12 protein-coding genes and 1 tRNA gene are annotated in these 15,293 nt (G+C 61.1%); 8 read left to right on the top strand and 5 right to left on the bottom strand.

Translation table 11 applies throughout. The annotated features are described in order from the left end of the window. The first annotated feature begins 53 nt into the window (after positions 1-53). From dapC to K5607_RS08585, 3 genes are read left to right on the top strand one after another with little or no spacing between them, the layout of a single operon-like run. Complete coding sequence (gene dapC / locus K5607_RS08595) at positions 54-1,256, top strand: succinyldiaminopimelate transaminase (protein ID WP_221048810.1); 1,203 nt, start codon at positions 54-56, stop codon at positions 1,254-1,256. Positions 1,257-1,273: 17 nt separating this feature from the next. Then, positions 1,274-2,092, top strand: coding sequence for a 2,3,4,5-tetrahydropyridine-2,6-dicarboxylate N-succinyltransferase (gene dapD / locus K5607_RS08590; RefSeq protein ID WP_221048809.1), 819 nt, complete (start codon positions 1,274-1,276; stop codon positions 2,090-2,092). A 53-nt stretch (positions 2,093-2,145) separates the two neighbouring features. Next, the gene (locus K5607_RS08585; RefSeq protein ID WP_054773284.1) at positions 2,146-2,550 is read left to right on the top strand and encodes a hypothetical protein; all 405 of its coding nucleotides are present in this window, start codon (positions 2,146-2,148) and stop codon (positions 2,548-2,550) included. Between the two features lie 95 nt (positions 2,551-2,645). On the opposite strand, the gene K5607_RS08580 is transcribed toward K5607_RS08585, so the two are convergent. From K5607_RS08580 to K5607_RS08570, 3 genes are all read right to left on the bottom strand, one after another. Further along, positions 2,646-3,668 carry an ABC transporter ATP-binding protein gene (locus tag K5607_RS08580; protein WP_221048808.1) on the bottom strand — a complete coding sequence of 341 codons (1,023 nt, stop codon included), beginning with the start codon at positions 3,666-3,668 and terminating at the stop codon, positions 2,646-2,648. Positions 3,669-3,762: 94 nt separating this feature from the next. Then, complete coding sequence (locus K5607_RS08575) at positions 3,763-5,418, bottom strand: ABC transporter permease (protein WP_221048807.1); 1,656 nt, start codon at positions 5,416-5,418, stop codon at positions 3,763-3,765. Positions 5,419-5,424: 6 nt separating this feature from the next. Then, entirely contained in the window at positions 5,425-6,420 is a 996-nt protein-coding gene (locus tag K5607_RS08570; RefSeq protein WP_221048806.1) for an extracellular solute-binding protein, read from the bottom strand. A 462-nt stretch (positions 6,421-6,882) separates the two neighbouring features. Between K5607_RS08570 and K5607_RS08565 the strand changes: the two genes are divergently transcribed. Continuing rightward, entirely contained in the window at positions 6,883-8,202 is a 1,320-nt protein-coding gene (locus K5607_RS08565) for a gamma-glutamylcyclotransferase family protein (RefSeq protein WP_054772483.1), read from the top strand. Positions 8,203-8,319: 117 nt separating this feature from the next. Here the strand turns inward: K5607_RS08565 and metH are convergent, their stop codons facing one another. Continuing rightward, positions 8,320-12,015, bottom strand: coding sequence for a methionine synthase (gene metH / locus K5607_RS08560; protein WP_221048805.1), 3,696 nt, complete (start codon positions 12,013-12,015; stop codon positions 8,320-8,322). A 223-nt stretch (positions 12,016-12,238) separates the two neighbouring features. Between metH and K5607_RS08555 the strand changes: the two genes are divergently transcribed. The 4 genes from K5607_RS08555 (at position 12,239) to K5607_RS08540 (ending at position 13,701) form a co-directional block, all read left to right on the top strand. Continuing rightward, positions 12,239-12,616, top strand: a complete 378-nt coding sequence (locus K5607_RS08555; protein ID WP_054772484.1) for a hypothetical protein — start codon at positions 12,239-12,241, stop codon at positions 12,614-12,616. A gap of 18 nt (positions 12,617-12,634) precedes the next feature. Next, positions 12,635-13,090 (top strand): hypothetical protein, encoded by a 456-nt coding sequence (locus tag K5607_RS08550; protein WP_054772485.1) that lies wholly within the window; start codon positions 12,635-12,637, stop codon positions 13,088-13,090. 7 nt (positions 13,091-13,097) lie between these two features. Further along, positions 13,098-13,313 (top strand): DUF2970 domain-containing protein, encoded by a 216-nt coding sequence (locus K5607_RS08545; protein ID WP_054772486.1) that lies wholly within the window; start codon positions 13,098-13,100, stop codon positions 13,311-13,313. A gap of 298 nt (positions 13,314-13,611) precedes the next feature. After that, positions 13,612-13,701 (top strand) — tRNA-Ser (locus tag K5607_RS08540). 382 nt (positions 13,702-14,083) lie between these two features. On the opposite strand, the gene K5607_RS08535 is transcribed toward K5607_RS08540, so the two are convergent. Beyond that, positions 14,084-15,238, bottom strand: a complete 1,155-nt coding sequence (locus K5607_RS08535; protein WP_246598993.1) for a pyridoxal phosphate-dependent aminotransferase — start codon at positions 15,236-15,238, stop codon at positions 14,084-14,086. Positions 15,239-15,293: the final 55 nt, after the last annotated feature.

Here is a 15,293-nt window from a genome sequence, read left to right as displayed (position 1 = left end):
GTCGCCGCCGGGCTAGCTTTATCCGTTTTATCGATCCAGCCTGATTAGGCGCAATGAATCCACACTTAGGCCTGTTACAGCCCTACCCTTTCGAAAAGCTCGCGCACCTCAAGCAAGGCGTCACGCCACCGACCGGGCAGACCCATATCGCCCTATCCATCGGCGAGCCTCAACATCCCACGCCGCATTTCATCGCCGATGCGCTTATCGCTCACATGCATGGGTTGGCGAAATACCCCACCACCAAGGGATTGCCGGAACTGCGGCTTGCCATCGCCGACTGGCTGACGTCACGCTTCGCCTTGCCGGCCGGCAGCGTGGACGCGGAGCGCCATATACTGCCGGTGGGCGGCACCCGCGAAGCGCTGTTCGCTTTCGCTCAGTGTATCGTGAACGGCGACGACAAACCCTTGGTCGCCATGCCCAACCCGTTCTACCAGATTTACGAAGGCGCGGCGTTGCTGGCCGGAGCGGAGCCGTACTTTCTCAATACGACCAGGGACAACGGCTATCTGCCGGATTTCGACGCCGTACCGGAAACCGTGTGGCGACGCTGCCAACTGCTGTACGTGTGCTCGCCGGGCAACCCCACCGGTGCGGTGTTGCCCATGGTGCAATACCAAAAGCTGATCGAACTGGCCGAGCAGTACGACTTTACCATCGCCTCCGACGAATGCTATTCGGAGCTGTACAACGACGAAGCCGCGCCGCCGCCCGGATTGCTGCAAGCGGCGGCAGCCATGGGCAACACGGATTACCGCCGTTGCGTGGTGTTCCACAGCCTGTCCAAACGCTCCAACGCCCCGGGCCTGCGCTCCGGCTTCGTCGCAGGCGACGCGGAAATATTGAAAAGCTTTTTGCTTTACCGCACCTACCACGGCTGCGCCATGCCGGTTCACGTGCAGCAAGCCAGCGCCCTGGCCTGGCGCGACGAAACGCACGTGCGCGCCAACCGCGCCGCCTACCGGGAAAAATTCGCCGCCGTCTACGACATTCTGCGCGGTGCGCTGGACGTGGAACTGCCGCCCGCCGGCTTCTACCTGTGGCCGCGGGTGCCGGGCGACGACGCGGAATTCGCTCGCCGCTTGTATGCGGAGGAAAACCTCACCGTGCTGCCCGGCAGCTATTTATCCCGCGAAGCCCACGGCCACAATCCCGGCGCCGGCCACCTGCGCCTCGCCCTGGTTGCGCCCTTGGACGAATGCATCGACGCGGCTCGGCGCATTCGCCGTTTCAGCGAATCATTGTCACTTTAACTTCCACGAGTAACCCTATGAGTTCATTGGAAAACATTATCAACGAAGCGTTCGAGAACCGGACCGACTTTTCCCCCTCCAGCGCGCCGAACGAGGTGCGTAACGCGGTCGAGGAAGCCCTGGCGCTGCTGGATGCCGGCAAAGCGCGCGTCGCCGAAAAAATCGACGGCCAGTGGGTAGTCAACCAGTGGCTGAAGAAAGCCGTGCTGCTGTCCTTCCGCCTCAACGACAACCGCGTCATGGACAGCGGCGTGCACCGCTATTTCGACAAGGTTGACACCAAGTTCGGCGCCTGCAGCGAAGCCGATTTCCGCGATGCCGGCATTCGCGTGGTGCCCGGCGCCGTAGCGCGCAAAGGCGCTTACATCGCCCCGGGCGTGATCCTGATGCCCTCTTTCGTCAATATCGGCGCCTACGTGGATTCCGGCACCATGGTGGACGGCTGGGCTACAGTGGGTTCCTGCGCCCAGATCGGCAAGAACGTGCACCTGTCCGGCGGCGTCGGCATCGGCGGCGTGCTGGAACCCCTGCAGGCCGGCCCGACCATCATCGAAGACAATTGCTTCATCGGCGCGCGCTCGGAAATCGTCGAAGGCGTGGTGGTGGAAGAAGGCTCGGTGATTTCCATGGGCGTGTACATCGGCCAGAGCACTAAGATCTACAACCGCATGACCGGCGAAATCAGCTATGGCCGCGTGCCGGCCGGTTCCGTGGTGGTGGCCGGCAACCTGCCCTCCAGCGACGGCAAATACAGCCTGTACTGCGCCGTCATCATCAAGCAGGTGGACGAGCGCACCCGCGGCAAAGTGGGCATCAACGAATTGTTGCGCGATTGAGCCCGAGCCGGTTTACTAGTTCCGATAACCAAACCATAAGGACCGCAAAAACCATGAAAAGAATCGCTTACGCCGCGTTGGGCCTGTTGTTCGCCGGTGCCGCCCAGGCCGGTGCCGAACACTATTTGCGCACCGCCGGCAGCCACGTGCAGCACCTGAAAATCGTCACCCAGAAAAACGGCGACAAGATCGTCAGCATGGACGTGGATTTCGAACCGGGCGAAGGCGAAAAAGACGCCCACGCTTGCTCCGTGGACATTTCCGGCGAAGCCAAAAAAGTCTCCGACACGGAACTGGTGCTGCGCAAGCAATCGGAAAGCGAACGCCGCTACTGCACCCTCAACGTTACCCTGCAAGGCGATGCGGCCACCGTCAAGCAGTCGGAAGATTGCAGCTATTTCCTCGGCCACTTCTGCAAATTCGACAGCGAAGGCGATACGCTGAAGAAAGTGCGTTAAGCGTCCCGCTGCACAAAAAAGGCGGCGCCGGTCACCCGGTGCCGCCTTTTTTAATGTATTCCGCCACCGTGCGCCGCTTCGCGGCGCCGGCGCGTTTACTCTTCCACCAACACCGGCTCCCTGACGCGCAGGCTCGCGTATAGACGCTGGCCGACGGCATACTGCACGTCGTTGGGTGCGGCCGAGAGGACGCTTTGGCCGCTGGGCAAACGCAGGGTGTAGAGGATGTCCAGGCCGCGGAACACTTTGTGTTCCACCACGGCCTCCGCTTCGCCGCTGCCCCCTAGTCCCACCTGATTAGGCCGCAACAGCAGCCAGCGGCCCTGCCCGGCTCCAGTGCAGCGCCCCAACTCGGTGGAAAAGCCCCCCTCCTCCCGCGTCACCGGCAGCAAGCTGCCCTGGCCGATGAATTCGGCCACGAAACGGTTGGCCGGGTGGTGATAGAGGGCGTCGGCGTCGCCCCATTGCAGCATCACGCCTTGGTCCATCACGCCGATGGCGTCGGCCATGGCGAAAGCCTCCTGCTGGTCGTGCGTCACCAGCACGGCGGTGACGCCGCCGGCTTTGAGGATTTGCCGCAGTTCGTGGGCCAAATGCTCGCGCAGGGCGGTATCCAGATTGGAAAAGGGTTCGTCTATCAACAGCAAGGACGGCTTGGGCGCGATGGCGCGAGCCAGGGCCACCCGCTGCTGCTGGCCGCCTGACAACTCGTGGGGATAGCGCCCCTCCAGCCCTGCCAGCCCCACCAACTCCAGGCACTCGGCGATGCGCCGGCGCAACGCCTGGCCGTCCAGGCCGCGCACGCCGTAACCGACGTTGCCGGCCAAATCCAGGTGGGGAAACAGAGCGTAATCCTGAAAAACGATGCCCAACTGGCGACGCTCCGGCGGCAGGCCGCCTTGCGCGTTGCTGACCACCGCTCCCGACAGGGCAATGCTGCCGGCGACCACCGGCTCGAAGCCGGCGATAGCGCGCAACAAGGTGGTCTTACCGCAGCCGCTGGGACCCAACAGGCAGGCGATGTCGCCGTCGGCCACGCTGAAGGAAACATCCCGCACCACCGCCTTGTCGCCGTAGGCGACGCTCACCGAGTCCAAACGCAAGCGCGCCACGCTCATCGATTCCCCCAAGCCCGATTGAGGACGCGTAGGACACGCACCGCGTACCGTTGCGCGATGCGGCATTCGGTACGCGATGCGTACCCTACAGCGTTCACCACGATTTTTGCTCCCCTGCCCTGACCATCAACGCCACCGGCACCAGTCCCAGCAGCACCAGGGCCACCGACGGCAAGGCCGCCCGCTGCCATTGGCCTTCCGCCGCCATTTCGAAAATACGCACCGCCAGATTGTCCCAGCCGAAGGGCCGCACCATCAGCGTGATGGGCATTTCTTTCATGATGTCGACAAACACCAGCAACGCGCCGCTGAACAAGCCGCCGCGCAGCAACGGCAAATGCAACCGCCGCACCATGGCAAAACCCGAAACGCCCAGACTGCGGGAAGCTTCCGCCATGGACGGCGTGATACGTTCGAGGGCGCTGTCCACCGCGCCGTAACCCACGGCGGCGAAACGCACCAGATAGGCCAAGACCAGCACCGCCAGGCTATTGCCCAGCAGCGTGGGGGGCTCCCAGCCGAACGCGGCTTGCGTCCAATCCGCCAGCCGGTTTTGCAGCCAAGCCAAGGGCGTGGCGATGCCTACCGCCAGCACGGTGCCGGGGATGGCGTAACCCAAAGTGGCGAAACGCACCGCCCAGGTGACCGCCGGGCCGCGCGAGCGGCGCCGCGCCACCGCCAGCAACAGGGTGACGGCGATGGTCAGCGCGGCTCCCAAGCCGCCCAACGCCAGGGAATTGAGGAAATAATCCACGTACCGTTCGTCGAGGTCTTCGGCGGCGACCTGCAAGGCCCAAAGCAAGAGCTGCCCCACGGGCACCAAGAAACCCGCGGCCAACACCAACAGGCAGGCCACGCAGGCCGTCCAGGCCGCCGGACCTCGCAGCGCCGTCCGACCGTCGGCCGCGCGGCCGCGGGCGTTGAAAGCGTAACGCTGGCGCGAACGCTGGCGTTGCTCGATCGCCAGCAGCAGCAAGGCCAATAAAACCAGGCAGGAGGCCAGTTCGCCGGCCGCGCCTAGCGAAAACAAGCCGTACCAGGCTTTATAAATCGCGGTGGTGAACGTGTCGTAATTGAAAATGGCGACGGTGCCGAAATCGGCCAGCGTTTCCATCAACACCAACAACAGCCCGGAACCCAACCAAGGCCGGGCCATGGGCAACACCACGCGGAAAAACGCCGCACGGCGAGTGTCGCCCAGGGAACGGGCGGCTTCCAGCAAACGCCGTCCCTGGGTTTGGAAAGCGTTGCGCGCCAGCAGATACACGTAAGGATAAAGGGACAAAGACAAGGCCAACGCCGCGCCGCCGCCGGAACGGACGGCGGGAAACCAACCGGAGCCCAGCCCCCATTCGCGCAGCGCCGTTTGCAGCGGACCACTGAAATCCAGCAGGCCGATCAGCACGAACCCCAGCACATAAGCCGGCACGGCCAACGGCAATACCAACGCCCAGTCCAGCCAACGCCGGCCGGGAAATTCGTATTGGCTCACCAACCAAGCCAGGCCGGTACCCAGCGTCAACGCCGTCACGCCGACGCCGGCGGCCAAACAGGCGGTATTGGCCAACAGCTCCGGCAATAGCGTTGCCAAGTGCGAACGCACCTCGCTGTCGCTCTCCGCCCCCGCCTCCAGCAAGGTCGCCAAAACCGCGAGCAGGGGCAACGCAGCCAGGGCCAGCGCAGCCCAACCGAACCAGCGGTTGGCGCGCCAGCCAGGCGCCGCCCGACAAGAAATGGCGGCCTCCGCCATGCCGGCTTACTTGTAGCCCGCCTCGTCCATGAGTTTGACCGCGTCCGGCTGCAACTCGCCGACTTTGTTCAAATCGACCGTACTCTGCTTAAACGTCCCCCAGGCGGCGACTTCCGGTGCCGGCGCCACGGCGGCATTGGCTGGGAACTCCATATTGACGTTGGCGAACAACGCCTGGGCTTCCGCGCCGGACATCCATTCCATCAGCTCCTGGGCCGCTTTGGCGTGTTTCGCATGGCGGGTCAAGCCGACGCCGGAAATATTGACGTGGGTGCCGCCGCTCGCCTGATCGGCCCAGAAAATGTTGAGCGGCCAATCCGAATGGTGCTTCAACTCACGGCCCAGGTAGTAACTGTTGGCGATGGCCGCGTCGCACTGGCCGGCGGCCAGCGCCTTGAGAGCCTGCTCGTCGCTGGCGAAAGGCGGCGCGGCCAAGTTGGCGACCCAGCCCTTCACCATTTCCTTGGTGGCGGCCGCGCCGTATTGGGCGATGAGCATGGCGACCAGGGAACGGTTGTAGACCTTCTTCCCCGACAGCAGGCACAAGCGGCCTTTCCATTTCGCATCGGTCAAAGCCTGATAAGTGGATAAATCACTCGGCTGGACTTTGTTTTTGTTGTAAACGATGGTGCGGGCCCGTACGGACATGCCAAACCACTGGCCTTCCCCATCGCGCAAATGGGCCGGGATATTTTGCTCGAGCACGGCGCTTTTCACCGGCTGCAGCAGCGACTCCTGCTTGGAAAACCAGAGGTTGCCGGCGTCGACGGTGATCAACAGATCGGCCTGCGTTTTCGCCCCTTCCGCCTTGAGGCGTTGCATCAAGGCCCCGGCTTCGCCGGTGACGTATTTGACTTTGACGCCGGTCTTCTTGGTATAGGCGTCGAACACCGGCTTGATCAACTGCTCGTTGCGCGCCGAATAGACCACCACTTCCTCGCCCCAAGCGGTCGCGGCCAACAAAATCCACCCCGACAACACCACACAGCAATGCTTCAACATGACAACGCCCCTCTACATTTAACCAACCGGCACAGCGGCTCCAATTGAGAACCATTCTACTTTAGACGGCGACCAACAACAAAACTATCGTCATCCCCCGCGTCCCGGACGAATGCCAGACAGCCGCCGGCCGGCGACGGCCGATGATTGTGACCAAGTTTGCTTTTCGCTAGATATCAGCGTGGAAACCAGCTGCCGGAGCATGTAACTTGACGGCTTATTCCGTTGTAGGCCTGGTGACAGGGCCGAAAGGCGAAACGTTGTGGGGCCTCGCCCATAGGATTTCGCCGCGATCTACATCAAATAACCACAAAAAAGTTGCAAGATGAGCCACAAGCGTCAGAATAAACCGCCATTGGCTTGGCACAGGCAAGCCCACTGTCCGTCGGGGAACAGAAAATAACGTAGAAACAACGCGTTAACTACACGAAAAAGCAATTCAATGAAATTGGGGACAACAGCATGGAATACATGATGCAAGTGCAGGAGATGTTCGACGGGCATCCATTCGCCGCGACCTTGGTCGCGGCCAGCATGGTGGCTGTATGGCGGTTCGCGGGCTTTTATACTTGGTATGTGCTCATCGTCGCCGCTCTGTTGATTGCGGGAACAACATCCGGCGCCGGTTTGTACGCCTGGGCGTTTTTTCTCGGCATGCTTGCATCGGGCGCGGAAATTATCGGCAAGTTCAATAATGAGCCGGTCAAGGCGCTGCGTACGCCCCATGCGGTCCTGTACGTCATCCTCAACGGCGCGTTTTCCATGTTCGGCCTGAACCTGCTGTTGCTGTATGGCTTCGCCACCACAACGGACCTGGACAAATGCAAAATCGTCTTGAGCGCCGGCATCGGCTCCATGGCGCTGCTGCGTTCCAAATTGCTGACGCTGAAGGTCGACAATGAAGATGTCGCGTTGGGGCCCGACCAGCTGGTCAAGGTTTTCCTGCGCTTCATGGAGCAGGCCATCGACCGCGTGCGCGCCCAAACCCGTATCGATGTGGTGAAAAGCAAGCTCACCAACATCGACTTCGACGCGGTGAAAGAATATTCCATCACTATGCTGTCTTCGTTCCAAACCCTGGAAAAGAAAGACCACATCATCGCCCAGATCGAAAAGGTCGCCAACGAGGAAGACGTTGACGTCCAATTGAAATCCTACGCGCTGGGTTTCATCCTGCTGGACGAGATGGGCGAGGACTTCGTCATCAAGCTGTTTGAAAACCCGCCGCGGGAATGGCGCCTGCGCGCTCCCCTGCCGGTGGCGGAAAAAGGCATCATGGCCGCCGTATTCGGCCGCAAGCCGAAGTCCGTCATGATCTACGGGCCGAGCCTGTCGAAAAGCGCCATGCGGGAAAAGCTGGGCTGGACATCCACCGAAGACGCCAAATTTTTCGACCTGACCAAGCCGCAAAAATGCATGCTGAAAGACTACCGCTTGGCGTTCAACAAGCCCATCGTCGGCGAACAGCTCGGCCATCGGTACGGTTTGGCGAATATCGTCGAAGACGCCAATACCGCGGTGGAGGGCGTGCTTTATCAGTTGCAGGACGACGCCCTCAATTTCCTAGACCGCGCTTTCGAGGGTTATGTGCGCAAGCAGGTCACGGTAAGCTGCGGCAATAAGGACGTGATTGCAGAGGTTTACGTGGCCACCGCCACGGAAGAAGGCCTGAAGCCGGCCCGCGGCGACCTGCGGATGATCCTGGAAGGCGCGGAGGAGTTCCACCTCGGCTTGGACTACATCCGCTCGTTGCGAGCCCTGATGCAGAAAGAAGCCGCATAACGCCGGTTCGGCATTCGTCGGGAGGCGGCAGCGGCCGTGTCCCGACCAAACAAAAAGGCCGCGGTCCTATGGACCGCGGCCTTTTTCATTCCAGATGAGTCGCCGTCCGGCGCGCGATTAGTCCGGCTCGTAGCCGAGATTCGGCGCCAACCAGCGTTCCGCTTCCCTCAAGGGAATGCCCTTGCGGATGGCATAGTCCTCTACTTGGTCTCTGGCCAGCTTGCCAACGTTGAAGTACTGCGCCTTGGGGTGGGCCAAATACCAGCCGCTCACCGAAGCCGCCGGGAACATGGCGAAACTCTCGGTCAAACCGATGCCGGCGTTGACTTCCGGCTGCAACAGGGCGAACAAGGTCGCTTTTTCGGTATGATCCGGGCAAGCCGGGTAACCGGGCGCAGGACGGATGCCGCGATAGGCTTCCTTAATCAGCGCTTCGTTGCCCAAAGACTCCGCTTCCGCGTATCCCCAAAGTTCGCGCCGCACGCGGGCGTGCAGGCATTCGGCGAAAGCCTCCGCCAGACGATCGGCCAGGGCTTTCAGCATGATGGCGCTGTAGTCGTCGTGGGATTTTTCGAAGCGCTCCACGTGTTCTTCGATGCCGATGCCGGCGGTGACGGCGAACGCGCCGACGTAGTCGGCCGTGCCGCTGTCGTGGGGCGCGACGAAATCCGACAGGCAGTAGTTGGCGTGTCCCGCCGTTTTGCCGTGCTGCTGGCGCAGATGGTGCAGCGTGGTGCGGATTTCCCGGCGCGCCTCGTCCGTATACAGCAGGATATCGTCGCCGCTGGCATTGGCCGGGAAGAAGCCCAGCACCGCGCGGGCAGTGAGCCAGCGCTCTTTGACGATCAAGTCCAGCATGGCTTGAGCGTCGCGGAACAGGGTGCGCGCATGCTCGCCGACGATTTCGTCGTCGAGGATTTTCGGATAGCCGCCGGCCAGCTCCCAGGCGTGGAAGAACGGCGACCAATCGATGTAGCCCACCAGTTCATCCAACGGGAAGTCGTCCAGGGTTTGCACGCCCAGGAAGGACGGCTTGGGCGGGACGTAGGCGGTCCAGTCGCCCTGGAAGCGATTGTCGCGGGCGGCGTTGAGACTGAGCGCCCGATCCGAGTCCTTACGCTGCGCGTGGCGGCTGCGCACGTCCAGGTATTCGCGGCGGATGTCGGCGACGTACTGGTCGCGCAATTCGTCGCTGAGCAGGCTGGTGGCGACGCCGACGGCGCGGGAAGCGTCGGTCACGTACACGCAAGGCCCGGAGTAGCTGGGCTCGATTTTCACCGCCGTGTGGGCGCGGGAGGTGGTGGCGCCGCCGATCAGCAGCGGAATTTGCATGCCCAACCGCTCCATTTCCTTGGCCACGTGCACCATTTCGTCCAGGGACGGCGTGATCAAGCCGGACAGGCCGATGATGTCGACGTTTTCGTCTTTCGCCGTTTGCAGGATCTTGTCCGCCGGCACCATGACGCCCATGTCCACCACATCGAAGCCGTTGCACTGCAGCACCACGCCGACGATGTTCTTGCCGATGTCGTGCACGTCGCCCTTCACTGTGGCCATGAGGATTTTGCCGTTGCTTTGGCCGGCGCTGCGCTCCTCTTCCATGTAAGGCATGAGGTGAGCCACGGCTTTTTTCATGACGCGGGCGGATTTGACCACCTGGGGCAGGAACATCTTGCCGGCGCCGAACAGATCGCCCACCACGTTCATGCCGGCCATGAGCGGGCCTTCGATGACGTGCAACGGGCGCTCGACGGAAAGCCGCGCTTCCTCGGTGTCCTCGTCGATGTATTCGTCTATGCCTTTGACCAGAGCGTGTTCCAAGCGCTTCGCCACCGGCCAGGAGCGCCAAGCCAAGTCTTCCTTCTTTTCGACGCTGGAACCGTCGCCTTTGTATTTATCGGCGATGGCCAGCAGGCACTCGGTGCCGTCCGGCCGACGGTTGAGAATCACGTCCTCCACCGCATCGCGCAGTTCAGCGGGAATTTCATCGTACAGCGCCAACTGGCCGGCGTTGACGATGCCCATGTCCATGCCCTGCCGAATGGCGTGATAGAGGAACACCGCGTGGATCGCCTCGCGCACCGGGTTGTTGCCGCGGAAGGAGAACGACACGTTGGACACGCCGCCGGAAATCAGCGCGTGGGGCAGCGTTTTCTTGATTTCCGTGACCGCTTCGATGAAGTCCAGGCCGTAACGGTTGTGTTCCTCGATGCCGGTGGCGATGGCAAAGATATTGGGGTCGAAAATGATGTCCTCGGCCGGGAAACCCACTTGCTCGGTTAGGATCTTGTAAGCGCGGGTACAAATCTCGACCTTACGCTCCAGGGTATCGGCCTGCCCCTGTTCGTCGAAAGCCATGACGATGACGGCCGCGCCGTAGCGGCGCACCAGTTTGGCTTGCTGGATGAAGCTGGCCTCGCCTTCCTTCATGGAAATGGAGTTGACGATGCCTTTGCCTTGCAGGCATTTCAACCCGGCTTCCAGGATTTCCCACTTGGAGGAGTCCAGCATCACCGGCACGCGGGAAATGTCCGGCTCGGCGGCGATGAGGTTGAGGAAGCGCACCATGGCCGCCTTCGAGTCCAACATGCCTTCGTCCATGTTGACGTCGATCACCTGGGCGCCGCTGTCCACCTGCTGGCGCGCCACGTCCAGCGCCTGTTCGTACTGTTCCTCCTTGATAAGCCGGCGGAACACGGCGGAGCCGGTAACGTTGGTGCGCTCGCCGACGTTGACGAACAACGAGTCGTCGGTGATGTTGAGGGGCTCGAGCCCGGACAAGCGACAGGCCGGCTCGATGCGGGGAATGGCGCGCGGCGGAATGCCGTTGAGGGCGTCGTGAATGGCCTTGATGTGTTCCGGCCCGGTGCCGCAACAGCCGCCGATGATATTCAGGAAGCCGCTGCGTGCCCATTCGGCCAGCTCGCCCGCCAACATGGCCGGCGTTTCGTCATAGCCGCCGAACTCGTTGGGCAGGCCCGCATTGGGATGGGCGGAGACGTGAGTGTCGGCGATGCGCGACAGCTCTTCCACATACTGGCGCAAATCCTTGGCCCCCAGCGCGCAATTGAGGCCGATGGACACCGGCTTGGCGTGGCGCAGGGAATTCCAGAACGCTTCGGTGGTCTGCCCGGTGAGGGTGCGGCCGGACGCGTCGGTGATGGTGCCGGAAATCATCACCGGCAAGCGGATGCCGTGGTCGTCGAAATACTTTTCCACCGCGAACACCGCCGCCTTGGCGTTCAGCGTATCGAAAATGGTCTCTATCATCAAAATGTCGGCGCCGCCTTCCACCAGCCCTTGGGCCGACTCGTAATAAGCGTCCACCAGCTCGTCGAACGTGACGTTGCGGAAGCCCGGATCGTTCACGTCCGGCGACAGGGTGGCGGTGCGACTGGTGGGACCGATGACGCCGGCAACGAAACGCGGCTTGTCCGGCGTCTTGGCGGTCATCGCGTCGGCCACTTGCCGCGCCAGCCGCGCGCCGGCCACGTTGATCTCGTAGGCCAATTCCTCCATGCCGTAATCGGCCATGGAAATGCGCGTCGCGTTGAAGGTGCACGTTTCCAGGATGTCCGCGCCGGCCTCCAAGTAGGCGTTGTGGATGGCCGCAATCACGTCCGGTTTGGTCAGAAGCAACAGGTCGTTATTGCCTTTCAGGTCAGACGGCCAATCGGCGAAACGTTCGCCGCGGTAATCCGCCTCTTGCAGCTGATACGTCTGGATTTGCGTGCCCATCGCACCGTCCAGAAACAGGATGCGTTGGCCAAGTAGGGAACGAAAAAGATCGGATCGGTGCTTGTGGGCTGACATGCGAGACGGGTCCATGGAAAGCGTTAGCGCCGACATAGCGCAAAGCGCCATTTTAAGGCTTTTACCCGGCGACTGTCAGGCCGTGCGCAAACCGCGGCGTTCCGGCTTGTGTTTGACCGGCATTTTCTTAATAATGAGGCTAGCGCGAGCAGTCCCAACGACTTGCCGCAATGTCGAATCGAGCCAGCCGCACGGGGTGTCCACAATGGCGAAACCGCTATCCATGAAAACTGCCGCAACCTTTCTCGCCCTTTGCATCAGCGGCAATGCATTTGCCGAAATCTTCTTGAAAGACAACAGCGAAATCGTCGGCCCTTGGACGCTGGAGTTCGTCGCCGCCACGCTCAACAGCGCCAAGACCGACGAGAACCGCACTTGGGAGTTCAAAGCCGACGGCACTTTGGTTTCCTCCGGCTACAACCGGGTACTGAAAATCGACGACAAAATGTCGTTCGGTTACAAGGTCGAAAACGGCAAAATTCTGCTTACCGATCCGGGCCGTCCGCACAAACCGCAAACCTACGAAGTCTATGAAAAAACCGGCAACAGCATGATTTTGAAGGGCGGTTCCGAAGGCTTCTACTTTTTCAAGAAAAAATAAACCAAACGAGGTGGAGACATGAGCTTTTACAAAGAATATTTGGACAAATTAAGCATCGACCAAAAAATGTGGGGCGGCGTCGGCGTATTCACCGTCATCATGGTCATCATGTTTTCCGTGTTCACCAGCAGCGGCATCCTGGTGGCGGAAAAAATCGCGGTGGGCGTGCTCGAGATGCTCGTGCCCGGATATGTCATCGTCAAATTGTTCCTGAACGATTTGAAAGTCACCGAAAACGCCGCCCTGGACCGTTTCATCCTGTCCCTGGGCCTGTCCATCGTCACCGTGCAGCTGTTGGCTTTTGTCACCGAATACGTCTCCGTGTTCGGCCTGAACGAAGACCAGGATGAGCGCATCGCCCGCGAAAACTACAAATCGCTGATTATCGTCGCGCTGGTCATCGGCGGAGCTTTCGCCGCCAAGTACCTCCCGCCCTATCTTCGCGAAAGAAAGGCTAAGCAACAGGGCCAGTAAAGCCGCCATGAGTGACAAACAGACCAAACCTAATTTGATGCAAGTGATCGCCAGTACGCTGTCCGCAGCGATCGGCATTCAAAGCAGCGCGAACCGCGAGCGTGACTTTACGGCGGGATCCGCCAAGACCTTTATCGTCACCGGCGTCATCGGCACCGTACTGTTCATATTGGCGATCATTTTTGTGGTTAGGTTGGTGCTGAGCAAAGCGGGCGCGGCATAGCTGAATCCGCCCGCTCACGCCTAGCAAAAAAGCCGCCGGCTTAACAACCGGCGGCTTTTTTATTTCCGAGCGCGCCCCAGCGCCCTTGGCCCGCCTGCCCTTCCCGTCTCCCTTCGCCTCCTAGGCGGCCCGATACGGCCCGGGAAACGAAGCCGTTAACATCACGCCACCATGATCGCTGTCGGTCTTCACAGCCATCGGCGCCTTCCATCGAGCAAAAAATGCGCGGGAGCATGAATAAAAGACGTCATGGGGCGTGACATGCCAATAATCCGCTGTTATAATTTTGGGCTGCACCGGAGAGATGTCCGAGTGGTTGAAGGAGCACGCCTGGAAAGTGTGTATACGTTAACCCGTATCGAGGGTTCGAATCCCTCTCTCTCCGCCAAATTAGAGTTTACGCAAACTCACCAAAAACCCGCCTGGCGCGTTTCGCCTCGCGGGTTTTTTTATTGCCCAGGCCCAGGCCAGTAACGAGGTCGCCCGACAATACCAACCCCCGGATTAAAGGCAAAAAAAAGGCGGCCACAGGCCGCCAAAGAGGAGGAGAACAGACTACGGCCTGTCACACGCCACGCGGGCTAAGTGACAGTCACGGAGTAATTATACAAGAGGGGCGGAACCCAATGGATCAATACTTTTAATCGAATACATAAGCCTTATTTAATCCAAAATACCGCATGTATCGTTTTGCGCTACGCACTCGATCGCTGCTCCCTCCGCGCTCGGATGCCCACGCCGGTGTCCCAGGGCCGCAACACGAAGCGTTCCTACGGCGAATGCTCGCCGCTTAAACGCAATAGCCCGTTAACCAGCCTGCGCACGCCCTCCACCGCCGTATCGGGCTGCAATGCGCCGTAGGACAGGCGCAAATAACACCCCTCCTCCCAGCCGAAAGCGTTGCCGGGGATGACCGCCACCCCGTATTCCCGCACCAGCCGTTCAGCCACGACCATGGCCTCCAGCGGCGCATTCAATTTCAGCAAAAAGTAAAAGGCACCGTCGGTGGCCGGAATCGCGCAGCAGCCCCGCAAGGCCTGCAACTCGTCCAACACCGCCCGGCGCACCCCTGCCAAGGTCGCCAAATGTTCGCGGCAGTAAGCCGAGCCGGTTTGCAAAGCGCCTATGGCCGCTTCTTGGGCGATGCGGCTGGCGCAAATGAGGTTGGTATCCTGGGCTTTCAACACCGCCGAATACAGGTGGTCCGGCACCACCATGTAGCCGATGCGCCAGGATGCGAATCCGTAGGCCTTGGACAGGGAATACAGGGAAATGGTGTGGCCGGCGGAGTCGGGCAAGGAACCGGGCGAAAAATGCCGCGCCTGTCCGTAAAGGAAGTTTTCGTAGGCCTCGTCGCAAATGTGGTAGATGCCGCGCTCGCGACATAACGCGTTGACCTCGGCCAGGGCGCTCTCTCCATACACCGCGCCGGTGGGATTGTTGGGGGAGATGGTCACCACCGCGCGAGTACGCGGCGTAATGGCCGCCCGTATGGCGTCCAGACGCAGCTGATAGTCGTCGTCCGTAGGCGCCAGCACCGGCTCGCAACCCACCATGCGAACCGCCATTTCCTGATTGAAGTAATAGGGCGAGGGAAGGATTACTTCGTCGGCGGGATCGGTGATAGCGAACAAGGCGTTGAGGAACGCCATATTGGCACCGGCGGTAACCACCACCTGCCTCCCGGTCAAATCCATGCCGTTTTCCGCCGCCAACTTGGCGCGGATCAGCGCCAAAAGTTGCGGCTGCCCCTGCACCGGGCCGTATTTGTGCTCGTCCGCGTTTTGGCCAAAGCGCCCCGCTCGCGCCAAAGCCTCCTCCGGCGGGCCGTAAAACGCCACCCCCTGCCCCAGGGAAATCGCGGCAGGGCATTGACGCAGCCAATCGGCCACCACGGGAATGATGGGTGCTTGAATCTCCGCCATACGGCGGCTCGGAGCTGGGGGATAAGGCATAACTCGCTGCGACATTTGATTAACT

This window comes from Methylogaea oryzae (assembly GCF_019669985.1).
GTDB lineage: Bacteria > Pseudomonadota > Gammaproteobacteria > Methylococcales > Methylococcaceae > Methylogaea > Methylogaea oryzae.
The sequence above is the reverse complement of the archived record's forward strand: the minus strand, read 5'-3'. Positions and strand labels throughout refer to the sequence as shown.